This window comes from Methylobacterium platani (assembly GCF_001653715.1).
Taxonomy (GTDB): Bacteria; Pseudomonadota; Alphaproteobacteria; order Rhizobiales; family Beijerinckiaceae; genus Methylobacterium; species Methylobacterium platani.
Genome location: NZ_LWHQ01000010.1, coordinates 114329 through 136110, shown reverse-complemented (window position 1 = coordinate 136110; position 21782 = coordinate 114329). Strand labels below are relative to the sequence as shown.

Annotated in this window: 18 protein-coding genes; 8 read left to right on the top strand and 10 right to left on the bottom strand. The window is 73.1% G+C overall.

Features of this window, described 5'->3' with window-relative positions; translation table 11 throughout:
• Nucleotides 1-20: 20 nt before the first annotated feature.
• Complete coding sequence (locus A5481_RS05255; protein ID WP_048435365.1) at nucleotides 21-689, bottom strand: hypothetical protein; 669 nt, start codon at nucleotides 687-689, stop codon at nucleotides 21-23.
• Nucleotides 690-811: 122 nt separating this feature from the next.
• Here A5481_RS05255 and xth point away from each other — a divergent pair, with 122 nt between their 5' ends.
• Nucleotides 812-1603, top strand: a complete 792-nt coding sequence (gene xth, locus A5481_RS05250) for an exodeoxyribonuclease III (protein WP_048435366.1) — start codon at nucleotides 812-814, stop codon at nucleotides 1601-1603.
• Nucleotides 1604-1612: 9 nt separating this feature from the next.
• Here xth and A5481_RS05245 read toward each other — a convergent pair whose 3' ends face one another.
• Complete coding sequence (locus tag A5481_RS05245; RefSeq protein ID WP_082173262.1) at nucleotides 1613-2413, bottom strand: Crp/Fnr family transcriptional regulator; 801 nt, start codon at nucleotides 2411-2413, stop codon at nucleotides 1613-1615.
• Nucleotides 2410-2787 carry a response regulator gene (locus tag A5481_RS05240; RefSeq protein WP_156311955.1) on the bottom strand — a complete coding sequence of 126 codons (378 nt, stop codon included), beginning with the start codon at nucleotides 2785-2787 and terminating at the stop codon, nucleotides 2410-2412. The genes A5481_RS05245 and A5481_RS05240 overlap by 4 nt, the downstream gene beginning before the upstream one ends.
• A gap of 316 nt (nucleotides 2788-3103) precedes the next feature.
• Between A5481_RS05240 and A5481_RS05235 the strand changes: the two genes are divergently transcribed.
• Both A5481_RS05235 and A5481_RS05230 read left to right on the top strand, forming a co-directional pair.
• On the top strand, nucleotides 3104-3817 hold the full coding sequence (locus tag A5481_RS05235; RefSeq protein WP_048435368.1) for a Crp/Fnr family transcriptional regulator: 714 nt from the start codon (nucleotides 3104-3106) through the stop codon (nucleotides 3815-3817).
• Nucleotides 3817-4086 (top strand): DUF6894 family protein, encoded by a 270-nt coding sequence (locus A5481_RS05230; protein ID WP_048435369.1) that lies wholly within the window; start codon nucleotides 3817-3819, stop codon nucleotides 4084-4086. Before A5481_RS05235 ends, A5481_RS05230 begins: the two co-directional genes overlap by 1 nt.
• On the opposite strand, the gene A5481_RS05225 is transcribed toward A5481_RS05230, so the two are convergent.
• The 4 genes from A5481_RS05225 to A5481_RS05210 form a co-directional block, all read right to left on the bottom strand.
• Complete coding sequence (locus A5481_RS05225) at nucleotides 4052-4327, bottom strand: hypothetical protein (RefSeq protein WP_048435370.1); 276 nt, start codon at nucleotides 4325-4327, stop codon at nucleotides 4052-4054. The two genes, A5481_RS05230 and A5481_RS05225, sit on opposite strands and share 35 nt — an antisense overlap.
• A gap of 355 nt (nucleotides 4328-4682) precedes the next feature.
• On the bottom strand, nucleotides 4683-5570 hold the full coding sequence (locus tag A5481_RS05220; protein WP_048435371.1) for a transglutaminase family protein: 888 nt from the start codon (nucleotides 5568-5570) through the stop codon (nucleotides 4683-4685).
• Nucleotides 5571-5584: 14 nt separating this feature from the next.
• On the bottom strand, nucleotides 5585-8122 hold the full coding sequence (locus A5481_RS05215; RefSeq protein ID WP_048435372.1) for a circularly permuted type 2 ATP-grasp protein: 2538 nt from the start codon (nucleotides 8120-8122) through the stop codon (nucleotides 5585-5587).
• A gap of 11 nt (nucleotides 8123-8133) precedes the next feature.
• On the bottom strand, nucleotides 8134-11385 hold the full coding sequence (locus A5481_RS05210) for a transglutaminase family protein (RefSeq protein WP_048435373.1): 3252 nt from the start codon (nucleotides 11383-11385) through the stop codon (nucleotides 8134-8136).
• A gap of 282 nt (nucleotides 11386-11667) precedes the next feature.
• On the opposite strand from A5481_RS05210, the gene A5481_RS05205 reads away from it, so the two are divergent.
• The 3 genes from A5481_RS05205 to A5481_RS05195 all read left to right on the top strand — a co-directional run bounded on the left by A5481_RS05205 (nucleotide 11668) and on the right by A5481_RS05195 (nucleotide 15992).
• Nucleotides 11668-12819 carry a zinc-binding metallopeptidase family protein gene (locus A5481_RS05205; protein WP_048435374.1) on the top strand — a complete coding sequence of 384 codons (1152 nt, stop codon included), beginning with the start codon at nucleotides 11668-11670 and terminating at the stop codon, nucleotides 12817-12819.
• A gap of 601 nt (nucleotides 12820-13420) precedes the next feature.
• A complete protein-coding gene (ilvD, locus tag A5481_RS05200; protein WP_048435375.1) occupies nucleotides 13421-15154 on the top strand; it encodes a dihydroxy-acid dehydratase in 1734 nt (577 codons plus the stop codon).
• Nucleotides 15141-15992 (top strand): tetratricopeptide repeat protein, encoded by an 852-nt coding sequence (locus A5481_RS05195; protein WP_048435376.1) that lies wholly within the window; start codon nucleotides 15141-15143, stop codon nucleotides 15990-15992. Before ilvD ends, A5481_RS05195 begins: the two co-directional genes overlap by 14 nt.
• 51 nt (nucleotides 15993-16043) lie before the next feature.
• Here A5481_RS05195 and A5481_RS05190 read toward each other — a convergent pair whose 3' ends face one another.
• A complete protein-coding gene (locus A5481_RS05190; protein ID WP_048435377.1) occupies nucleotides 16044-16667 on the bottom strand; it encodes a glutathione S-transferase family protein in 624 nt (207 codons plus the stop codon).
• Between the two features lie 148 nt (nucleotides 16668-16815).
• Here A5481_RS05190 and A5481_RS05185 point away from each other — a divergent pair, with 148 nt between their 5' ends.
• Nucleotides 16816-17175, top strand: a complete 360-nt coding sequence (locus A5481_RS05185) for a hypothetical protein (RefSeq protein WP_245238990.1) — start codon at nucleotides 16816-16818, stop codon at nucleotides 17173-17175.
• Nucleotides 17176-17293: 118 nt separating this feature from the next.
• Nucleotides 17294-17659, top strand: a complete 366-nt coding sequence (locus A5481_RS05180) for a hypothetical protein (RefSeq protein ID WP_053082462.1) — start codon at nucleotides 17294-17296, stop codon at nucleotides 17657-17659.
• A 108-nt stretch (nucleotides 17660-17767) separates the two neighbouring features.
• Here the strand turns inward: A5481_RS05180 and trxA are convergent, their stop codons facing one another.
• Both trxA and addA read right to left on the bottom strand, forming a co-directional pair.
• Complete coding sequence (gene trxA, locus A5481_RS05175; RefSeq protein WP_048435378.1) at nucleotides 17768-18088, bottom strand: thioredoxin; 321 nt, start codon at nucleotides 18086-18088, stop codon at nucleotides 17768-17770.
• 141 nt (nucleotides 18089-18229) lie between these two features.
• A complete protein-coding gene (gene addA, locus A5481_RS05170) occupies nucleotides 18230-21685 on the bottom strand; it encodes a double-strand break repair helicase AddA (protein WP_048435379.1) in 3456 nt (1151 codons plus the stop codon).
• Nucleotides 21686-21782: the final 97 nt, after the last annotated feature.

Below are 21782 nucleotides of genomic sequence, written 5' to 3'. Positions count from 1 at the left end.
GCAAGCGGGCTCCTTCAACGTCACGCGGCCGGCCCGGCGCGGCGCGCCGCCCGCACGAGGCCGAACAGCACGGCGGCATTGAGCAGGTGCCAGATCCAGTGGGTGCCCGACGGCACCACCGGGCACAGGGCGGCGTCGGCCGTGCGCGCCGCGAGAGAGAGCAGGAACAGGCCGCCGATGCCGATCAGCGCGGCGCCGTCCCGCTTGCCGAACCGGAGCGAGGCGAGCCCGACCCCGAACAGCGCCAGGGCGGCGGGCGCGTAGGCGACCGAGCCGTTGCTGAGCGGCCCGAGCGGCTGCCCGGCGAGGTCCGACAGGACGGGCTCGAAGAAAGCGGCCCCGGCCGCGAAGGCGAGGGTGCCGGCGAGCGCCGCGAGCGCGGAGAGCCCGAGGAAACGTCGCAGGGCGAGGAAGAAGTAGGCGTGGATGAACAGCGCGATCGGGATCACGTCGGCGAGCGCCGACCACGCGACGGCGAGGGTGTGGAACAGGGCGCTGCCGAGCCCGATCACGCCGACGAGCCAGGCGAAGGCGTCTGCGGCAGGGTCCGGCGCCCGCCCGCGCCGCAACAGCAGGAACGCGGCGACCCCGAAGGCGGCGTTCGAGGCCGCGTTCAAGGGCTCCGCCCACAGCTCCGGCCCGGCGCGCTCGCAATAGTCGCGGACCGGATCCCACCAATCGAACGCCATGCTGCCCGGTCCCCACTCCACCGCCGCCCCGCGGCTTGCCAGCGGGGCGCGAAACCCCGATGACGGGGACCTTCGGCAGGATCCAGGCAGCAAGAGCTTGGTTGCGAGCGGCGCGGGACGCGATGCGGATCACCACCTGGAACGTCAACTCGGTCAAGCAGCGGCTGCCGCATCTCCTCGGCTTCCTGGCCGAGGCGCAGCCGGACGTGGTCTGCCTCCAGGAGCTGAAATGCGTCGACGATGCGTTTCCCCGCACCGAGATCGAGGAGGCCGGCTACGTCGTGGCGACCCACGGCCAGAAGGCGTTCAACGGCGTCGCGCTGCTGGCCCGCCGGCCGCTGCCGCTGCAGGAGATCCGCCGCGGCCTGCCGGGCGACGCGAGCGACGAGCAGGCGCGCTACATCGAGGCGGTGATCCCGACCGCGACCGCCACCGTGCGGGTGGCCTCGATCTACCTGCCGAACGGCAATCCGGTCGGTACGCCGAAATACGACTACAAGCTCGCCTTCATGCGCCGCCTGCACGCCCACGCCGTGTCCTTGCGCGAGCGCGAGGAGGTGCTGGTGCTCGCCGGCGACTACAACGTGATCCCCGAGCCGGAGGACGCGGCCGACCCGGCGGCGTGGTCGCACGACGCGCTGTTCCTGCCCCAGACCCGGGCGGCGTTCCGCGCGCTCCTCAACGAGGGCTTCACCGACGCGCTGCGCGCCTGCGACGGGCGGGCGGGCGTCTACAGCTTCTGGGACTACCAGGCCGGCTGCTGGCCGCGCAACCAGGGCATCCGCATCGACCACCTGCTCCTGTCGCCGCAGGCCCTCGACCGGCTGGTCTCGGCCTCGGTGCAGAAGCACCTGCGCGGGCTCGACAAGCCGTCCGACCACGTGCCGGTGACGGTGGAACTCGATCTCGGCTGACGCGGGACGTCAGGCCAAGGCCGGATGCCGGTCGGCGGCCTGGGCGGGGCGCAGGTAATCGGCCTGGAACTCGGCGATGCCCTGCAGGCCGGGCAGGTTGAGGATGTCGACCCGCCGGCCGCCGACCTCGACGATCCGCATCAGCCGTAGCTGCCGCAGCACCCGGTTGACGTGGACGTTCGACAGGCCGGTCGTGTCGGCGAGGTCCTGCTGCGTCAGGGGCAGGTCGTAACCGCCCTTCGTCGCCCAGCCGACGGTGCGCAGCCGCTCGTGCAGCTCGCAGAGCAGGTGCGACACCCGCTCGATCGCCGAGCGGCAGCCGATGTTCATCACCCATTCGCGGGTCGTCTCCTCCTCGGCGAGCTTGGCGAGGCGGAACGCCCGGGCGAGTCCGGGATGCCGGTCGGTCAGGCCGGACAGCGCCTCGCGCGCGACCCGCGCCACCCGGCAGGGCCCGAGGGTGCCGACGCTGTGGTTCATCCGGCCGAGAAGCGCGAAATCGGGATCGCAGAGGTCGCCCGGCAGCAGGTAGGCGGTGATCTGGCGCGCCCCGCTCGGGCGGTGGCGGTAGCGGCAGGCGACGCCTTCGACGATCAGTACCGCGCTCTCGGGCGCCCCGCCCTCGGCCAGGAGGTCGTGGCGCCCCTCGACGCGCTGGGCGCCGGCGCCGAGATCGGCCAGCGCCTCCTGCTCCTGCGCCGTCAGGGGGCCGTAGGCCGAGAGCTTGCGCACGACGGGGTGGAGGAGTTGCGCGGACCGCTGCGCTCCGCAGGCCGGGTCGAGGTGGCTCGTGTGGGTCGTGGGCGTCATCGACGGGCCTCGCGGGAAAGCTGGCGGAGCACGTGGACGAGGTCCCCGTGCCAGGCCGGTTTGGCGAGCCGGGGCGCGGCGCGCAGGGCGGCGCAGGCCGCCGCCTCGCGCGCGTCGTGTGCCTGGACCAGGAACGGCACGCCCTGCGCCCGCAGCGTCCCTGCCAGCCGGCTGCCGTCGCCGTCCCGGAGCGGAAGATCGATGACGGCGAGATCCGGCCTGCATCGCGCAATCCAGTCCAGGGCCGCGGCCTGGCCCGTCAGCGGCCCGGCGATCCGGTAGCCCGCCTCCCTCAGCGCGTCGCCGAGATCGAGGCCGGCCAGCGGCTCCTCCTCGACCAGCAGCACCATCGGATGGCGTTCGTCCTCTCGCAAAGCCGATCCCTCCGGCCCGGGCCCACGGGATGCGTGCCGATACAAAGATTTATAAGCGCAGGTTGGGGCGCCTGTAAGATGTCGTGCGTTTTGGTGTTGTATCAAACAATCGGCTCACGAGACGTGGGTTCCCGTAGAGGCCTCTCATGTTTTGCGACATTCTCGGAATTATCTTTTGATAAGGGATATGTCATTTGATGCTGACAAATAAAATGCTCGATTTTACATCGTGCCGCTCCATGTTGTCGGCACTTGAATCATCCTGCCTCCTGGTCGGACAGGGGGCCCCGGCTGCCCGTACCGCGTGGAGGACACTGTGCCGCTGACCCAGCAATCCAAGCTGTGCAACCGCCTCCTCAGGGTGCTCGCGCCCGAGGATTTCGCGCAGCTGCAGCCCTATCTCGAACCGGTGTCGCTGCAGCTGCGCGAGGTGGTGATCGCCCCGGACGCGCCGGTGGAGGAGCTCTTCTTCATCGAGACCGGCATGGTCTCGATCTCGACCGCCCACGACGAGCGGCGGATCGAGGTCGGCCTGGTCGGGCGCGAGGGGCTGGTCGGCGCGGTCCCGGTCGCGCTCGACGGCGTGACGACGCCCCACGTCTACTTCGCGCAGCTCTCCGGCGAGGCGCTGAGCATCGGCCGGGAGGCGTTCTGCGCCGCGATCCGGGAGAACCCGGTCCTGCGCCGGCTCCTGCTGCGCTACGTCCATGTCCAGATCGTCCAGATCACCCAGACCGCCTACGCCCACGCCTCCATGAGCCTCGAGGGCCGCCTCGCGCGCTGGCTTCTGATGTGCCACGACCGGACCGACGGCGACGAACTGGTGCTGACGCACGAGTTCCTGTCGATGATGCTCGGCGTGCAGCGGGCGGGGGTGACGCTGGCGATCCAGAACCTGGAGGGCGCCGGCCGCATCCGGGCCAAGCGTCGGCGGATCGAGATTCTCGACCGCGACAGGCTCCTGGCGCTGACGAACGGCAGCTACGGTACCCCCGAGGCCGAATACGCCCGACTGATCGAGGGCGCCTGATGTCGCTCTACTTCTTCAACCTGCGGCACGGTCCCGGTGCCGACGGCCTCGCGGTCGACACCGAGGGGGACGAGCTGGCCGGGCCGGCAGAGGCCCGCGCCCGCGCCCTCGCCGCCGCCCACGACCTGATCGCCCGGACGCGACTGCATTCGGTGCGGGATTGGTTCACGTGCGCCTTCGAGGTGACGGATGCGGCCGGCCGGCCGGTCATGACCGTGCCGTTCTCCGACACCGTCACGGAGGACGACGAAGGCTCCGGCCTGGCGTGACGCCCGCGGCGAGGCGCGCCGCGATCCAGTCCTGGACGGCGTCGAGATCGGCGAACTTGCCCGGCTGCGGCGAGGCGAGCGGGCCGAACCCGGCCTCGAGGAACCACAGGCCGGCATCGTCCCCGTGCGTGTCGGAGAGGCAGACCAGTACGGCCGCGAGCGCGCCGTCGGCGAAGACCAGCAGCCCCTGCTCGTCCTCGCTGCCGGTCCTGACGCGAACGGGCTGGAGCGTGAGATCCATGCCGGGGCAACGGGGCCGCGCTAGCTTGGTTCTGTCGCGTCGCGCCGACCAGGGGCATGCAAGGCACATGGCTGCGACCGCGTGGTTGCCGCCGGGAGCGGGACCCGCGCCGCCCGCCCTGCCGCAGTCGATCGCCCGCCCGGCGGGAGGCTGACGCAGGAGCGCCCGGCGGGTTCGCCAAAATCGCCGGAGATTGATCCAAGTTGAGGACGGGCCCTGGGAACCGGCCCACTCTCTGCCGCGCCACGCCGGCCCTGTCCCGTCCCGACCGACGGCACTCGGCTGGTGTCGCTCCCGCGGGCCGGGACATCTCTCCTCGACGTTCAGCGCATCGGCCCGGCCCGCCCACCTCGTCTCAGGGCTCGTCCTCGTCCTCCGGCACCACGTCCACGGCGACCCGCAGGCTCTGCGCGCCCGACCCGGCGATGATGCCGGCGACCGGCGCGACGTCGGCGTAGTCGCGGCCGCGGGCGACGACGATGTGGTCGTCCCGCACGCCGATGCCGTTGGTCGGATCTAGGCCGACCCATCCCCCCTCCCCGCACCACACCGCGACCCAGGCGTGGCTGGCATCCGCTCCCTCGAGCCGGGGCTGGCCCGGCGGCGGCAGGGTGCGCAGATACCCGCTGACATAGGCCGCCGGCAGGCCGAGGCCGCGCAGGGCGGCGATCATGACGTGCGAGAAATCCTGGCACACGCCGCGCCGGCCGGCGAAGGCCTGCGCGAGCGGCGTGCCGACCTCGGTCGCCTCGGCGTCGAAGGTGAAGTCGGCCCGGATGCGGCGCATCAGGTCGAAGGCGCCCGCATAGGCCCCGCCGCCGGCCGGGAAGCTCGCCCGCGCGTAGTCGGTGACCTCGGGCAGGAGCGGCACCCGCCGGCTCGGCGCGCAGAAATGCAGGGCCGCCTCCGGGGCGAGGCTCGCGCCGCCGAGGACCCCGTCCCGCACCGCCTCCCAGGCCGGCCCGGTCCCGGGGTCGGGCAGCGGCGGCCGCGCGATCCGGACGCGGGAGCGCGCGTCGATCCGGAACTCGCGATGCGGCGTCTCGACGGTGAACGAGACCGTGCGGTTGCCGAAGAAGTCGCCGCGCTCGGTCGCCGCGCGGGGCGCGGGCTCGACCACCACCTCGTGCGAGAGCGGCGCCTGCCCCTCCCCCGCCGCCGGGGCGAGCCGCAGGGAGCAGCGGGCGAAGCCGACCGGGTTGCGGTAGGCGTAGGCCGTCAGGTGGCGCAGGCGGTAGAGCATTCGTCGAGCGGGGCTCAGGCCAGCGTGGTGAGGGTTTCGGGCCGCGCGGCGTCCGACCCGCCGGGGAAGTAGCGCGCGCCGATCGCCTCGGCGATCGTCCACAGGCGCGTTTCCCAGGCCGCCACCGTGTCGAGCGGCAGGGTCGCGGCCTCCGCCCCGGCGATCTCGCCCGACAGCCCCGCCACCAGGCGCGCCGGCGCCTCCGCCACCCCGTCCGGGCGCAGGGCCGGCAGGCCGGCCAGGCGCTCGGCGAGGCGCTCGACCTGGAAGGCGAGGGAGCGCGGGTTGTAGGGATCGAGCAGCACCATGTCGCGCACCGGCGCCAGCGCCACGCCGAGGATGTAGCGGGCGCCGTAGGAGATGCGGGAATCGACGAGGTCGAGGAGCACCCCGAGATCGTCGGTGCTCGCCCCCGCGGCGCCGAAATCGAGGGCGAAGCGGCAGGCATTGACCGCCCGCTCGACCCGCCGTCCCATGTCGACGAAGGCGAAGCCGCCGGCCCGGTTCATGTTTTCCTGGGCGAGGCCGGCGAGCGACGCGGTCAGCGACAGGGCGCGCTCGGCCCGGTCGAGGAGCACGGCCTCCGAATCGGGCCCCTCGGCGGGCGCCTCCAGCACGGCGAGCAGGGCGGAGAGCGCGCGCCAGGCCTCGCCGGACAGGCGCTCGCGCAGGGAGGCGGCGTTGCGCCGGGCCGAGAGGGCGTGGCTGAGGGCCGAGCCCCATCGCCCGCCATCCGACAGGGCGTGGTGGGCGAGCGCCGCCGCCGTGCCCTCGACCGCCGGGACGGCGCCCCAGGCATGGAGCAGGGCGCGCAGGCGCGCCGAGGTGGCGCGGTCCTCCGCGGCGGTCGAGACGGCTCCGGCGCCGTCGAGCAGGCAGACGGTGAGGCGGATCACCGCCTCGGCCCGTTCCAGGTGGCGGCCGAGCCAGAACAGGTTGTCGGCGGCCCGGCTCGGCAGCAGGCCGGGCACCCGGCGCACCGCGACCCGGTCGCTCGGCGGCAGGAGGCTCGCCTGCGCCTCGGTCGAGCCGGAGGACAGGACCCAGACGTCGGCGGCGCGTACCCCCGCCCCCATCGCCACCGGGCGCCCCTCCGGCGTCTCGGAGATGCGGCAGAAGCCGCCGGGCATCACCCGCCAGCCCTCCGGCGTCGCGGCGGCGAAGACCCTGAGCACGAAGGGCCGCGGCACCAGCCGGGTGCCGTCCCAGACCGGGGCGGTGGAGAGCCGCACCGGCTCGTGGGCGACGAGGTCGCCGGGCCGGTCGCGCAGGACGGCCCGCAGGCGCTCGGTCTCGGCCGCGTCGCGGCCCTCGCCGAACGCCCGGCTGGTGAAGGCGCCCTGCGCCGGCGCCGCGGCCGGGCGGAAGGCGAGCGCGTCGAACCGCGCCATCACCGCCTCGCGCTGCCCGGGATCGCCGCACCACCAGGTCGGCAGGCCGGGCAGGCGCAACGATTCGCCGAGCAGCCGCTCGCACAGGGCCGGCAGCGAGGCGGCGAGCCAGGCGCTCTCGACGAGGCCGGTGCCCGGCATGTTGCCCATCGCCACCGCCCCGGCGCGCAGGGCCTCGACGAGGCCGGGCGCGCCGAGGCGCGAGGCCGGGTTGAGCTCCAGGGGGTCGACGAAGTCGCCGTCGATGCGCCGCCACAGCACGTCGACCCGCTTCAGCCCGGCGACCGTGCGGATGTACACTAGCCCGTCGCGGGCCAGGAGGTCGTCGCCCTCGACGAGGGCGAAGCCGAGATAGCGGGCGAGCACCGCCTGCTCGACGTAGGTGTCGCTGTAGGGCCCCGAGCTCATCAGGCCGATGCGCGGGTCCTGGCGCGAGGCCGCCGCCGCGAGGCCGTCGCGGAAGGCCTGGAAGAACGAGGCGACGCGCTCGACGTCGAGCGCGCCGTAGACCTCCGGCAGGGCCCGCGCCATGACGAGGCGGTTCTCGAGGGCGTGGCCGGCTCCCGACGGCGCCTGGGTCCGGTCGGCCAAGACCCGCCAGGCGCCGTCCGGCCCGCGAGCGAGGTCGGCGGCGTAGAAATGCAGGTGGCGCCCGCCCGGGGGCGCGACGCCGACGAGGGGGCGCAGGAATTCCGGATCGCCCGCGGCGGCGGCGGCCGGCAGCAGGCCGGCGCGGGCGAGCGCGCCGTCGCCGTAGAGGTCGGTCAGCACCGCTTCCAGCAGCTCGGCGCGCTGCGCCACCCCGGCGGCGATCGCCTCCCACTCCGCCCCCTCGATCAGGAGCGGCAGGGCGCCGATCGGCCAGTCGCGCTCGGTCGCCTCGCCGTAGGCCCGGTAGGCGATGCCGGTGTCGTGGATGTGCCGCCCGGCCGCGGCGAGGCGGGCGGCGATCTCGCATTCGGGCAGCCCGGCGAGGCGGCGCAGGAACCGGTCCCAGGCCGGGCGCAGGGCGCCGTCGCCGGCGACCAGCTCGTCGGGCAGGCCGGGCAGCGGGGCGTAGCCCGCCGTCCAGCGCGCCAGCCGCTGCGCAGGCCCGTCGGCCCGCGCGGCCCCGGCGGCTCCTGCCTCCGCAAGAGCCTCGCCCGTCGCGGCCGCGCTCATCGGAGCCGCGATCACCGGGGCGCGGGCGTGCGCAGGTCGAGGGTGAGCGGGAACTCGCGCCGCGGCTCCTCCGGCGGCACGCCCACCCGGCCCGGGGTGTGGCCGTTCTCCTGGAAGCGGGCGAGGCGGCGCCCCTCCGCCTCGTAGGTGTTGACCGGGAAGGTCTCGTAGTTGCGCCCGCCCGGATGGGCGACGTGGTAGACGCAGCCGCCGAGCGACCGGCCGCTCCAGGTATCGAGCACGTCGAAGGTCAGCGGCGCGTGGACCGGCAGGGTCGGATGCATCGACGAGGCCGGCTGCCAGGCCTTGAAGCGCAGGCCCGCCACCGCCTCGCCCGAGCGGCCGGTATCGGTCATCGGCAGGCGCCGCCCGTTGCAGGTGACGACGTGCCGGCTCGGCACGAACCCCGACACCTTGACCTGCAGCCGCTCCACCGACGAATCGACGTAGCGCACCGTGCCGCCGATGGCGCCCTCCTCGCCGAGTACGTGCCAGGGCTCCAGCGCCTGGCGCAGCTCGAGCTTCACGCCGCCGCGCTCGACCTCGCCGTAGCGCGGGAAGCGGAACTCTCCTTGCGCCTCGTACCAGGCCGGATCGAAGGCGTAGCCGGCGCGGCCGAGATCGCCGAGCACGGACTGGAAATCCTCCCACAGGAAGTGGGGCAGCATGAAGCGGTCGTGGAGCGCCGTGCCCCAGCGCACGAAGCTGCCGCCTTGCGGCTCGCGCCACAGCCAGGCGACGAGGGCGCGCAGCAGCACCTGCTGGGCGAGGCTCATCCGCGATTCGGGCGGCATCTCGAACGAGCGGAATTCCAGCAGGCCGAGCCGCCCGGTCGGGCCGTCGGGCGAGAACAGCTTGTCGATGCAGATCTCGGACCGGTGGGTGTTGCCGGTGACGTCGGTGAGGATGTTGCGGAACAGGCGGTCGACGAGCCAGAGCGGCAGCTCGGGCCCGCCCGGCGGCGGCACCTGTGCGAGCGCGATCTCGAGCTCGTAGAGCCCGTCGTGCCGCGCCTCGTCCATCCGCGGTGCCTGGCTGGTCGGGCCGACATAGAGGCCCGAGAACAGGTAGGACAGCGACGGGTGGCGCTGCCAGTAGAGCACCAGGCTCTTCAAGAGGTCGGGCCGGCGCAGGAACGGCGAATCGGCCGGGGTCGACCCGCCGAGCACGACGTGGTTGCCGCCCCCGGTGCCGGTATGGCGCCCGTCGATCATGAACTTCTGCGCGCCGAGCCGGGTCTGGCGGGCATCCTGATAGAGGCCGCTGGTGATCTCGACCGCCTCGCGCCAGGTTTTGGCCGGCTGGACGTTGACCTCGATGACGCCGGGATCGGGCGTGACCTTGATCACCGACAGGCGCGGGTCGTAGGGCGGCTCGTAGCCCTCGACGTGGAGCGGCTGGCCGATCTCGGCCGCCGCCGCCTCCAGGACCGAGAGGAGCGCGAGGTACTCGTCGACCCGCTCGATCGGCGGCATGAACACGCACAGCACCCCGTCCCGCGGCTCGATCGCGAGCGCGGTGCGCACCGCGACGCCGACCGGTGCGGGCTTGCGGCCCGGCTTGGCGCCGGCGGCGGTGCCGAGGGGACCGCGCGGCTCCAGGGGGTCCTGGGGCGCGTAGTACGGGTAGGAGCTCGGCGGCACGTAGGGCAGCGAGGCGAGCGGCAGGCGGAACCCCGCCGGGGAATCGCCCGGCACCAGGTAGATCGCGCCGCGCTTGAGCTGCCAGGCCTCCGAGACCCAGTGCCGGTCGGCCCCGACCGCGATGTTGGCGAGCGGCAGGACGTAGGCCGCCGCCGTCCCGAGCCCGCGGGTGTAGACCCGGGCCATCCGCCGCTGCGATTCCTCGTCGCCGACCTTCGGGTCGAGGGGGGTGACGTTGACCGGCAGCTCGGCGGCCTTGCGCTCCCAGTAATCCGGGTCCTCGTAGAGCGGCTGGACGTAGGGCGCGAGGCCGAGCCGCCGGGCGAGGCCGCGGATCAGCGCCTCGGCCTCCTTGATCCCGGCGTCGCGCGGGCCGGTCTCCGAGGCGACGAGGGCGGGATCGCGCCAGACCGGCTCGCCGTCCTTGCGCCAGTAGAGGGCGAAGGCCCAGCGCGGCAGGCTCTCGCCCGGATACCACTTGCCCTGGCCGTAATGCAGGAAGCCGCCGGGGCCGAAGCGCTCGCGCAGCCGCCGGATCAGCTGGTCGGCGAGGCCCCGCTTCGTCGGCCCGACCGCGGCGGCGTTCCATTCGGGCGACTCGAAATCGTCGACCGACACGAAGGTCGGCTCGCCGCCCATCGTCAGGCGCACGTCCTGGTCGGCGAGGTCGCGGTCGATGCGCTCGCCCAGCGCGTCGAGGGCGGCCCAGGCCTCGTCGGAGAACGGCTTCGTCACCCGCGGGGCCTCGGCGACGCGGGTGACCTGCATGGTGAAGTCGAACGCGACCTCGGCCGGCTCGGCGAGGCCGGCGATCGGCGCCGCCGAGCGGTAATGCGGGGTGGCGGCGAGCGGGATGTGGCCCTCGCCGCAGAGAAGCCCCGAGGTCGCGTCGAGCCCGATCCAGCCGGCGCCCGGCACGTAGACCTCGGCCCAGGCGTGGAGATCGGTGAAGTCGGTCGTGGTGCCGGCCGGCCCGTCGACGGCGGTGGTGTCGGGCACCATCTGGAGCAGGTAGCCGGAGACGAAGCGGGCGGCGAGGCCGAGGCGCCGCAGAACCTGCACCAGCAGCCAGGCCGAGTCGCGGCAGGAGCCGCTGCCCTTCGTGAGCGTCTCGGCCGGGGTCTGCACCCCCGGCTCCATCCGCACGACGTAGGCCACCGTGTCGCGCACGAGCGCGTTGAGCGCCACCAGGAACTGCACCGTGTTCGGCTCGGCCGGCAGCCGCGCCATCAGGGCGTCGATCTCCGGTCCCCCGGCCTCGACGGCGAGATAGGGGCCCAGCTCGGCCTTCAGGTCGTCCGGATAGGCGAAGGGCCGGGTCTGGGCGTAGTCCTCGACGAAGAAGTCGAACGGGTTGATCACCGACAGGTCGGCGACGAGGTCGACCTCGATCCGGAACTGCGTCGTCTTCTCGGGAAAGACCAGCCGGGCGAGCCAGTTGCCGCTGGGATCCTGCTGCCAGTTCACGAAGTGGTTGGCCGGCGTGACCTTGAGGGCGTAGCTCTCGATCCGGGTGCGCGTGTGCGGCGCGGGGCGCAGCCGGATGACCTGGGGCCCGAGGGCGATCGGCCGGTCGTAGGTGTAGGACGTGACGTGGTGCAGGGCGGCCTTGATCGACACGACGACTCCGAACCTTCTGCTGGATGAGGGGTGAGCCCGCCGCGCCGTCCGCGCGCGTTCGGCCGGTTCTACACCTTGGCCGGGCCGGCGTCAGCCGCCGCGTCGGACCCGTGAACCGCGATCCCGTCTCTCACTCTGCGTCATCGCGGGGCCTCGTCGCGGGGAGCGGGCGAAAAATTGAGGCAAGTCCCGTGCCGCTCCCGACGGAACCGTGGGCGGGGATTGCCCCTTGGTGCAGGCAGGTCCCGCCTTCCGTCCCCGGGGCGCCTGCCCGGACGCCCGATGAAGATCTTCCAGTGCCAGGCCTGCGCGCAGCCGGCCCATTTCGAGGCCGATGCCTGCGAGAGCTGCGAGTGCCGGCTCGGCTACGATCCGGAGATCGCCGACATGACGGCGATGCTGCGCGCCGGCCCGCACTGGCGCGGGCTCGCGGATACGGCCCGGACCTACCGTCCCTGCGCCAACCGCGAATCGGGCGGCTGCAACTGGCTGGTTCCCGCCGGCTCGCCGGAGACCTTCTGCCTCGCCTGCAGCCACAACCGGGTGGTGCCGGACCTGTCGATCGCCTGGAACCAGACCCGCTGGCGCGAGGTCGAGGCGGCCAAGCGCCGGCTGTTCTACGCCATGCTGCGCCTGCGCCTGCCGCTGGCCTCGCGGCGCGACGACCCGGCCGGCCTCGCCTTCGACTTCCTGGTCGACCCGGCCGAATCCTACCTCATCGGCCCGCCGGTGCTGACCGGGCACGACAACGGCCTCATCACCCTCAACATCGCCGAGGCCGACGACGTCGAGCGCGAGCGCCGGCGCACGCAGTTCGGCGAGCATTACCGCACGCTCCTTGGGCACTTCCGCCACGAGATCGGGCACTACTTCTGGAACGTGCTGGTCCGGGCCGATCCCTGCCTCGATGCGTTCCGGACGGTGTTCGGCGACGAGCGCGCCGATTACGGCGCCGCGCTCCAGCGCCACTACGCCCACGGCCCGAACGAGGGCTGGCAGGAGACCTACGTCTCGGCCTACGCGACCTCGCATCCGTGGGAGGACTTCGCCGAGACCTGGGCGCACTACATGCACATCGTCGACACGCTCGAGACCGCGAGCCAGTTCGGCCTGCGGGTGCAGCCCAAGCTCCAGGCCCAGGCCGGGCTGATCCAGCTCTCGGCCAAGGTCGATTTCGACCCCTATCGCAGCCCGGATTTCGGCCGGCTGATCGAGGCCTGGCTGCCGCTCACCTTCGCGATGAACTCGCTCAACCGCAGCATGGGCCAGCCGGACCTGTACCCGTTCCGGATGACGCCGGCGACGATCGGCAAGCTCTCCTTCGTGCACGACCGTATCTACGCCCGCACCGACGCGCCGGAGGCCGAGATCGGGACGCTCCGGGCGGTGATCGCGGGCCTGCGCCAAAGGGTGGCGGCGCCGCGCTCGGCGTGATCGGGATGTCGACGAGGAAAGACTTGTTCGGTATCCGCGACGGGTCCCGGCGAGAACAGGCCGTATCGACCGCGATCCCGCCCGAGGTCGTGCGCGGGATAAGCCGGCGCCGGCTTCCGAATACGGTCCGGGGGGACAATACCCCCAGGCTTCGTCACGCCAGCGATCGGAATCGGGCAGGATCCCGGCCGATCCGGATGTCCATGTCCTTGGATTTCCTTCGCGTCGCCTCACGCCGGGCACAAACGCGCGTCAGGTAGAGCCCACCCGCCGGAAGGCATCGCTCACCTGCCGTCAGCACTTGGCCGCAAGCTTAGCTGTGGCGAGGTCGCAACACCCCGAAAGCATCCCAGGTTTGCCCCAGACCGCACTTTGCTCCGCCGCGTTCCCGCCATAAACCGACGGCACCTCAACGGCTACGTTAAACGACTGTCCCCACAGTGATTTATCGTGGTGTTCCGGTGTTCCCGGGGATCGCGGGCGGCGCTGGCGGATTGACCCGGAGACGGGTTCGTTTCGCGTGAGCCGTCCCAGGGCGGTGCAGGGAGCGGGACCGGGGAAAAACCGGCCTTTCAAGAAACCACGGGTACGGGACAGGGCCATGGACGCGCGTCACACCACCGACAAATCGAAGCTGCCCAGCCGCTACGTGACCGAGGGTCCGGACCGCGCCCCGCACCGGTCGTACCTGTACGCCATGGGCCTGACCCGCGAGCAGATCCACCAGCCGCTGATCGGCGTGGCGTCGTGCTGGAACGAGGCGGCGCCCTGCAACATCTCGCTGATGCGCCAGGCCCAGGCCGTGAAGAAGGGCGTGGCCTCGGCCGGCGGCACCCCGCGCGAGTTCTGCACCATCACGGTCACCGACGGCATCGCCATGGGGCACCGCGGCATGCGCGCCTCGCTGCCGTCCCGCGAGGTCATCGCCGATTCGGTCGAGCTGACCATGCGCGGCCACGCCTACGACGCCCTCGTGGGCCTCGCCGGCTGCGACAAGTCCCTGCCCGGCATGATGATGGCGATGGTGCGCCTCAACGTGCCCTCCGTCTTCATCTACGGCGGCTCGATCCTGCCCGGCACCTTCCGGGGCCAGCCGGTCACCATCCAGGACCTGTTCGAGGCGGTCGGCAAGCACTCGGTCGGCGCGATGAGCGACGACGACCTCGAGGAGCTCGAGCAGGTCGCCTGCCCGTCGGCCGGCGCCTGCGGCGCGCAGTTCACCGCCAACACCATGGCGACCGTCTCCGAGGCGATCGGCCTCGCGCTGCCCTACTCGGCCGGCGCCCCGGCTCCCTACGAGATCCGCGACCGGTTCTGCGCCACCGCCGGCGAGATGGTGATGGAGCTGCTCGCCAAGAACATCCGCCCGCGCGACATCGTCACCCGGAAGGCGCTCGAGAACGCCGCCACCGTGGTGGCGGCGTCGGGCGGCTCGACCAACGCGGCGCTCCACCTCCCGGCGATCGCGCATGAATGCGGGATCAGCTTCGACCTGTTCGACGTCGCCGAGATCTTCAAGCGCACGCCCTACATCGCCGACCTGAAGCCCGGCGGGCGCTACGTCGCCAAGGACCTGTTCGAGGTCGGCGGCATCCCGCTGCTGATGAAGACGCTCCTCGACGGCGGCTACCTGCACGGCGACTGCCTGACGGTGACCGGCCGCACCATCGCCGAGAACCTCGCCAAGGTGGCCTGGAACGCGAACCAGGACGTGGTGCGCCCCTCGAGCCAGCCGATCACCGCGACCGGCGGCGTGGTCGGCCTCAAGGGCAACCTCGCCCCCGAGGGCGCGATCGTGAAGGTCGCCGGCATGCCGCCGGAGAAGCAGAGCTTCGCCGGCCCGGCCCGGGTCTTCGACAACGAGGAGGCCTGCTTCGAGGCGGTGAAGAACCGTACCTACAAGGAGGGCGAGGTCCTGGTGATCCGCTACGAGGGACCGCGCGGCGGCCCCGGCATGCGCGAGATGCTGGCGACCACCGCCGCCCTCTACGGCCAGGGCATGGGCGACAAGGTGGCGCTCATCACCGACGGGCGCTTCTCGGGCGCCACCCGCGGCTTCTGCATCGGCCATGTCGGGCCCGAGGCCGCGGTGGGCGGGCCGATCGGCCTTCTGCAAGACGGGGACCTGATCCGCATCGATGCGATCCAGGGCACGCTCTCGGTCGACCTCTCGGACGAGGAGCTGGCCCAGCGCCGCGCGGCCTGGCAGCCGCGGGCCAACGATTCGACCTCGGGCTACCTGTGGAAGTACGCGCAGACCGTCGGCCCGGCGGTGACCGGCGCAGTCACGCATCCGGGCGGGGCCCAGGAGACGCTCTCCTATGCGGATATCTGAGGCCGGCCTGCCCTCCCGGGCGGGCCGCCGGTTCCTCCTCGCGCTCCTCGGTCTGACGATGGCCGGGGCGGGACCGACCGCTGCGCTCGACGCCGCGGTCCGGACCCCGGTGCCCGCAGCCGTGGGCTACCGCAACGCCCGCGAGGCGATGCGGACGGGCATGCGCGACTACAATGCCGGCGACAAGGAGGGCGCCGCCCGCGCCCTCGAATACGCCGCCGGCCAGGGCCACGCCCTGGCGCTGTGGAAGCTCGGCCGCATGTACGCGGAGGGCGACGGCGTCCCGCACGACGACCTCAAGGCGTTCGAGTTCTTCTCGAAGATCGCCGACGAGAACGCCGACGAGGGCCCGGAGGCGCCGAATGCCGGCGTGGTGGCGAGCGCCTTCACGGCGCTCGGCCGCTACTTCCTCGACGGGATCAAGGGCTCCTACGTCCGCGCGAACGTCGAGCGCGCCTACGACATGTTCAACTACGCCGCGACCTATTACGGCGACCCGAACGCGCAGTACAACCTCGCCCGGCTCTACCTCGACGGCACCGGCGTGACCCAGGATCCGCGCCAGGCGGCGCGCTGGTTCAACCTCGCCGCCGAGAAGGGGCACCCGGCGGCGCAGGCACTGCTCGGCCAGCTCCTGATCAACGGCCAGGGCGTGACCGTGCAGCGCGCCCGGGGGCTGGCCTGGCTGACGCTCGCCCGCGACGCGGCCGAGGGGCCGAAGGACCAGTGGATCGTCGCCCTGCAGGAGCAGGCGATGGCCGCCGCCAACGAGCGCGACCGGGCCGAGGCCCAGTCCCAGGTCGACGGCTTCTACCGCCGCAGCGCCAAAGGGCGCTGAGGGCATCGGGACGCTGGACGAGGGGACGGTCGCCCGCCCCCTCGACCCTGCTCAGCTCTTCCGGGCCGCGATCGCGGCCTGGAACGACGGGCGCTCCAGGATGCCCTTGACGTAGGCCGCCAGCTTCGGCCAGCGCCCGGCATCGACCGCCTCGCCGGCGACGTGCAGGTTGTGGAAGGTCGTCACGACCGAGACGTCGGCCAGGCCGAACGCGCCGCCGACGAGGTAGGGCCCGTCGATCACCCCCTCGAGGTAGTCGAACAGCCGCGGCAGCTCCTCGGCCATGCACTTGGCCACCACCGCCTCGTCGCCGGGCTTGTTCATCAGGCGCGGCAGGAAGAACCGCTGCACGAACGGCTTGATCAGCACCGGGAACAGCTCCCCGTCGCCGAACTTGTCGAACCACACCGCCCGGCCGGCATCCTGCGCCCCGCTCGGCAGCAGCGCCGGCGCCGGGTGCTTGCGCTCCAGGTAGTGGATGATCGCCGAGGAATCGGCGAGCCGGAACTCCCCGTCCTCCAGGGCCGGGATCTTGCCGAGGGGGCTCGCGGCCTGGAAGCCCGGATCGGGATCGTGGAAGCGCAGCGGCACGTGCTCGGCCTCGATCCCCTTCTCGGCGAGGACGACGAGCACCTTGCGGACGAACGGCGACAGGCTGGTGCCGTAGAGTTTCATGTGCGTCTCCCTGCGGCTCTCGCACCGCGGGCGCGGTATCGCACCGGATCCGTCCGGATGCACCCCCTCCGCCGCCCGGCCGCCTGGAAACCGCCGGCCGCCCGGCCCATAATCCGGGGCGGCCGCTCCCGGCCCGGAAAGGCCGCCCGTGGACGAGAATGCCGATTGCGAGGACCGGTCGGGCGAGACGCTGGACGACACGTTCGACCTGCGCGAACGCCTGTCCCGCGCCTGGCGGGCGGTGTTCGACAATGCCGTCGAGGCCGGCAGCCCGCCGGCGGCGGTGGTCGAGACCATGACGGCGGTCGCCCACGCGCGCTTCGCCGAGCTGTTCGGCACCTCCGCCGCGGCGAGCTATCTCGCGCTGCTGGCCGAGCAGATGCGCGACGTCGACCACGGCGAGGCCGAGACCCTGATCCGTGGCGAGCCCCCCGGGCCGGCGCCGTTCGAGGCGGCGGAGGAGATCGCCGCGATGGATCCGGCCTGGATCGATCGCGACCCGCTCTGAGGCGGCGGGCGTGCGCCCGCGCACATGGCGGGCGGGTGAGCGCTGAGCCGGCAGGAACCGGGCCGGCGATCCCCGGTTCTCGGGGCAGACACGTCACCCGCGCGTCGCGAGCACGCCTATGTTCCTGCGCTCCTCCCTCGGATCCTCCATCGCCCTCGTCGCCTGGATCGCTTTCGGCTTCACGGCCCAGCCGCACCGGGAGCAGGCGACGCCCCAGGATCCGGTCCTGCTCTCGGGCCTCGAGGCGGATCTCGCCAGCCGGACCTGCGACGGCATCCGGATCGATGCCGACCGTTTCCGGGCCTTCTCGTCCCGGACGCAGCTCAACCACGCCGACTTCTTCCAGAAGACCCGCTCCGTCCGTCTCCAGGCCGCCCTCGACGAGCTCGACACGCGGCTCAAGCGCGACCGGCAGGGGGCCTGCGCGGCGATCTGGGTGTCCTACGGGCCGGGCAGCACGCTGCAATTGCTGCGGCGGGCGTGAGGTCCATCCGGCCGGTCCGGACGGCGATGGACGATGCCGTCGACATCTCCAAACAAGAAAGCCCGGCCTCACGGCCGAGCTCCTCGCCGATCACACGGCTTGCACCGATCAGGCCTTGGCCTGGATCCAGCGCGACAGCTCGCCCTTCGGCTTGGCACCGACCACCTGATCGGCGAGCTGGCCGTCCTTGAAGATCATCAGGGTCGGGATCGACCGGATGCCGTACTGGGAGGCGATGCCCGGGTTCTCGTCGACGTTGACCTTGGCGATCTTCACCCGGCCGTTCATCTCGGTCGAGATCTCCTCGAGCGCCGGGCCGATCGCGCGGCACGGGCCGCACCACTCGGCCCAGAAATCCACCACCACGGGCTCGGCCGATTGCAGCACGTCCTGCGCGAAGCTCGCGTCGGTCACCTTCACGGTTGCCATCGCTGGAAATCCTTTTCGTCATGAAGCCGGCCGACGGCGCGGACCGGCCCGCGTGAGGGGGAAGTTAAGAACCGCACCGGGGCCGATCAAGCGCAACGGTCAAGCCGTCCCCGCATTGCTCGTGTGCGAACACACGCGAGGTCACGCCAGCGTGACGAGGGCGGCGGCGCACTCCTCCGGGCTCAGGCGGCGCAGCACCGGCCCGGCGGTCCAGACCAGGAGCGGGTGGAGCGTGCGGCCGGGATAGATCGTTTCGAGGAGGCGGGCGTAGAGCGCGACCTGCCCCGCCTGCCCCCGCGGCGTCGGGGCGCCGTCGCGGGGCGGGCGGCCGGTCTTGAAGTCGACGAGCCAGACCGCCTCGTCCGTCACCGCGATCCGGTCGACCCGGCCATGCACCGGGCGCATCACCCCGTCGACCGAAAGGCTGCCGGCGAGCGTCACCTCGGCCCGTCCTTGCGGCCCGAACAGCACCGCGAGGTCGGGATCGGCGAGGAGGCGCAGGGCCTCCGCGGCGATGGTCGCGCGGCTGTCCGGGTCGAGGCCGGGCGCGCGGGCGGCGACGAGCGCCTCCGCGGCGGCGGCGCGCCGCTCGGGCGCGAGGCTCGGCAGGTGCTCCAGCAGGGCGTGGACCAGCACGCCGCGGCGGCGCGCCGCCGGGTCGCTCGAGCGGGCGTCCGAGCGACGCGGCTCGTCGGCGGCGCCGAGGCCGGAGGGGCGGAGCGGCGGCAGCGGCTCGGCCTCCGGCGTCACCGCCCGGTGCAGCCAGTCCGGGACGGATTCGGGCTCCGAGACGCCCTCGGGCGCCGAGGGCGCCTCGGGCAGGGCGGCGCCCTCGCGCCAGCTCTCCGACGGGCCGTAGGGCATCTCGGCGATCTCGACGCCGCCGAATTCCTTCACCAGGCCGCGGCGGATCATCTCGCACCAGGCCGCGGCCGGGGTCTCCTTGTCGTTGCCGGAATACGGCGCGATCACCAGCCGGTCCTTGGCCCGGGTCATGGCGACGTAGAGCAGGCGGTTGTGCTCCTCGCCGGCCTTGGCGTGGAGCGCGTCGCGGGCGGCCGCGATCGCCGGAGAATCATAGGCCTTGGCGCTCGACCAGACCGGCACGGTGCTGCCGTCCGTCAGCCGCATCGGGATCAGGGCCGGGTCGCGGCCGAGCGCGTCGCAGCCGTCGAGCACCAGCACCAGCGGCGCCTCCAGCCCCTTGGCGCCGTGCACCGTCATCACCCGCACCTCGTCGCGGGCGGAATCGAGGTCGCGCTTCACCGTGTGGCCGCCGGCGTCGCGCCCGCCGCTCGGGGCGTAGCGGGACAGGAAGCCGGTCAGCGAGGGCGCGTCGGGCCCGGCCTCGGCCTGGGCGGCGGCGGTCAGGAACACGTCGATCGCGTCGCCCGCCTCGCCGCCGAGGCGCTGGACCAGCAGCGCCCGGCCGCCGCACGGCCCGAGCAGCTCGGCGTAGAAGCCGAACGGTCCGTGCATCCGGGCGAGGTCGATCCAGTGGTCGAGGGACGCGGCGCCGCGCTCCGCCGCCGGGTCGCCCGCCTCCGCGCGGCGGCGCAGCGCCGCGACGAGCGATTCGGCCGGGTCGCGGCCCGCCGCGATGCCGACGAGGTCGTCGTCGCTCAGGCCGACGAGCGGCGTCTTCAACGCGGTGGCGAGGGTCAGGTCGTCCTGCGGCAGGAGCGCGGCGCGCCCGGCCGCCACGAGGTCGAGGACGGCGATGTGGGCGGCGATATCGAGGCGGTCCTGGCCGGCGACCGGCACGCCCTCGGCCTTGAGCGCCCGGATCACGCCCTCGAAGGCGGCGGAGCGCTTGCGCACCAGGATCAGGACCTCGCCGGGCCGCCAGACCCGGCCGGATTCGTCGCCTTGCGTCGTCCAGAGCCGCACCGCCCGCGCCACCCGGCGCGCCGTGACGAGGGCGGGTGCGCCCGCCTCGATCGCATCGACCGGGTGGGTCCAGGCGTCGGGCTCCTCCTCGGCGCTCGGGCGCTCGACCGGCCACAGCTCGATTTGGCCCGGCGCTCGGACACGCGCGGTGGAATGCACGGTGCCGATCGCGGTGTCGCCGAAGGACAGGCCGCGGTAATGGTCCTCGATCCCGAAGGTGGCGTCGACCGCCCGCAGCACGCCGATGGCCGAGCGGAACGACAGGGTGAGCCCGACATCGGCGAACGGCATGCCGGCGCCTTCCGCATCGCGCCGCCAGGCCCGCCGCGTGGTCTCGAACTCTTCCGGCGCCGCGCCCTGGAAGCTGTAGATCGACTGCTTGGGGTCGCCGACGGCGAAGCGGGTGCGGGCGAGCCCGCCCGCGGCCTCCCGGGCCCCCTCCCCGGCGCAGAAATCCTCGGTGATCCGGCGCAGGATCTCCCATTGCTGCGGGTTGGTGTCCTGCGCCTCGTCGATCAGCACGTGGTCGACGCCGCGATCGAGCTTGTAGAGCACCCAGGCCGAATCGACCCGGGTCAGCAGATCGAGGGTCTTGTGGATCAGGTCGTCGAAGTCGAGGGCGCCGAGGCGCGCCTTCTGCGCCTCCATCCGGCGGTGGATCTCGGCGGCGAGCGTGAACAGGGCCTCGGTGCGGGCATGCGCCCGGGCGGCCTTGAGGCGGTCGCGCAAGGCGCCGAGCCGGGCCTGCTCGGCGAGCAGCGCCTCCTTCGCCGCCGCCGGCACCGCCTTGGTGCCGAGGGAGGCGGCGGCGTAGGGGTCGCCCTCGCCCTCGTCCTTGAAGAACGCCGCCAGCGTGAGCGTCAGCCGGGCCGGCCCGTCGGTCGCGCTCGCGAGCGCGAGCGCGTCGGCGCGCTTCTCGTCGGTGGCCTTGCCGGTGCGCAGGGCCGCCGCGAGGCCGGCGAGGTCGGGCCCGCCGTCGAGCATCCGCGCCTCGATCGTCCGCAGGGTCTCGTCGGGTGCGAGCCCGAGCGCGTCGCGCAGGGCGTCGAGGCGGGCCGGCACCCCGTCGGGATGGCCGGTCAGGCTCCGGTTCTGCACCGCCGCCACCATCGCCCGGCGCAGGGCTTCGCCCGCCGCCTCGGGGGCGACCAGGCTCAGCGCCGCGGCCAGATCCGGGTGATGCGCGTCGACCGCGTCGGCGAGCACGTTGTCGATCGTCCGGTCGATCGCCTCGCGGGTCTGGGCCTCGTCCAGCACCACGAAGCGGGCCGGGACGTTGGCCTCGAACGGCACGAGGTGCAGCAGCCGCTCGCAGAGCGCGTGCAGGGTCTCGATCTTGAGCCCGCCCGGCGTCTCGACCGCCCGGGCGAACAGCCGGCGGGCGCGGCGCAGGGTGGCGCCGTCCGGTGCCTCGCCCTCGAGGGCGGTCAGCTCGGCCCTGAGCGCCGCCTCGTCGAGGGTGACCCAGCGGCCGAGCCGCTCGAACACCCGGATCGCCATGTTGGCGGCGGCGGCCTTGGTGAAGGTGAGGCAGAGGATCTTGGCCGGGGCCGCGCCGTGCAGCAGCAGGCGCACCACCCGGTCGGTGAGCACCTTGGTCTTGCCCGCCCCGGCATTGGCCGACACCCAGGCCGAGGCCCGCGGATCCGCCGCGCGCCGCTGCGCCTCCTGCGTCAGCCCATCGACGACGAAACCCTCGATGCCCATCGATCCTCCCGGTCACGCGCCAGAGTGACGGGCTCGCACCGAACGAAGCGTTGCCTCAAGGGCTGTCGGGGGGTGGTGCACAGGGTTTTCGCCGGGC

What these genes read in the sequence shown, in the direction of transcription:
- A5481_RS05205 (WP_048435374.1), top strand. Translation starts at nt 11,668, where the DNA reads ATGAAGATCTTCCAGTGCCAGGCCTGCGCGCAGCCGGCCCATTTCGAG.
- xth (WP_048435366.1), top strand. Translation starts at nt 812, where the DNA reads ATGCGGATCACCACCTGGAACGTCAACTCGGTCAAGCAGCGGCTGCCG.
- A5481_RS05230 (WP_048435369.1), top strand. Translation starts at nt 3,817, where the DNA reads ATGTCGCTCTACTTCTTCAACCTGCGGCACGGTCCCGGTGCCGACGGC.
- ilvD (WP_048435375.1), top strand. Translation starts at nt 13,421, where the DNA reads ATGGACGCGCGTCACACCACCGACAAATCGAAGCTGCCCAGCCGCTAC.
- A5481_RS05255 (WP_048435365.1), bottom strand. Translation starts at nt 689, where the DNA reads ATGGCGTTCGATTGGTGGGATCCGGTCCGCGACTATTGCGAGCGCGCC.
- trxA (WP_048435378.1), bottom strand. Translation starts at nt 18,088, where the DNA reads ATGGCAACCGTGAAGGTGACCGACGCGAGCTTCGCGCAGGACGTGCTG.
- A5481_RS05225 (WP_048435370.1), bottom strand. Translation starts at nt 4,327, where the DNA reads ATGGATCTCACGCTCCAGCCCGTTCGCGTCAGGACCGGCAGCGAGGAC.
- A5481_RS05220 (WP_048435371.1), bottom strand. Translation starts at nt 5,570, where the DNA reads ATGCTCTACCGCCTGCGCCACCTGACGGCCTACGCCTACCGCAACCCG.
- addA (WP_048435379.1), bottom strand. Translation starts at nt 21,685, where the DNA reads ATGGGCATCGAGGGTTTCGTCGTCGATGGGCTGACGCAGGAGGCGCAG.
- A5481_RS05195 (WP_048435376.1), top strand. Translation starts at nt 15,141, where the DNA reads ATGCGGATATCTGAGGCCGGCCTGCCCTCCCGGGCGGGCCGCCGGTTC.
- A5481_RS05180 (WP_053082462.1), top strand. Translation starts at nt 17,294, where the DNA reads ATGTTCCTGCGCTCCTCCCTCGGATCCTCCATCGCCCTCGTCGCCTGG.
- A5481_RS05215 (WP_048435372.1), bottom strand. Translation starts at nt 8,122, where the DNA reads ATGAGCGCGGCCGCGACGGGCGAGGCTCTTGCGGAGGCAGGAGCCGCC.
- A5481_RS05245 (WP_082173262.1), bottom strand. Translation starts at nt 2,413, where the DNA reads ATGACGCCCACGACCCACACGAGCCACCTCGACCCGGCCTGCGGAGCG.
- A5481_RS05190 (WP_048435377.1), bottom strand. Translation starts at nt 16,667, where the DNA reads ATGAAACTCTACGGCACCAGCCTGTCGCCGTTCGTCCGCAAGGTGCTC.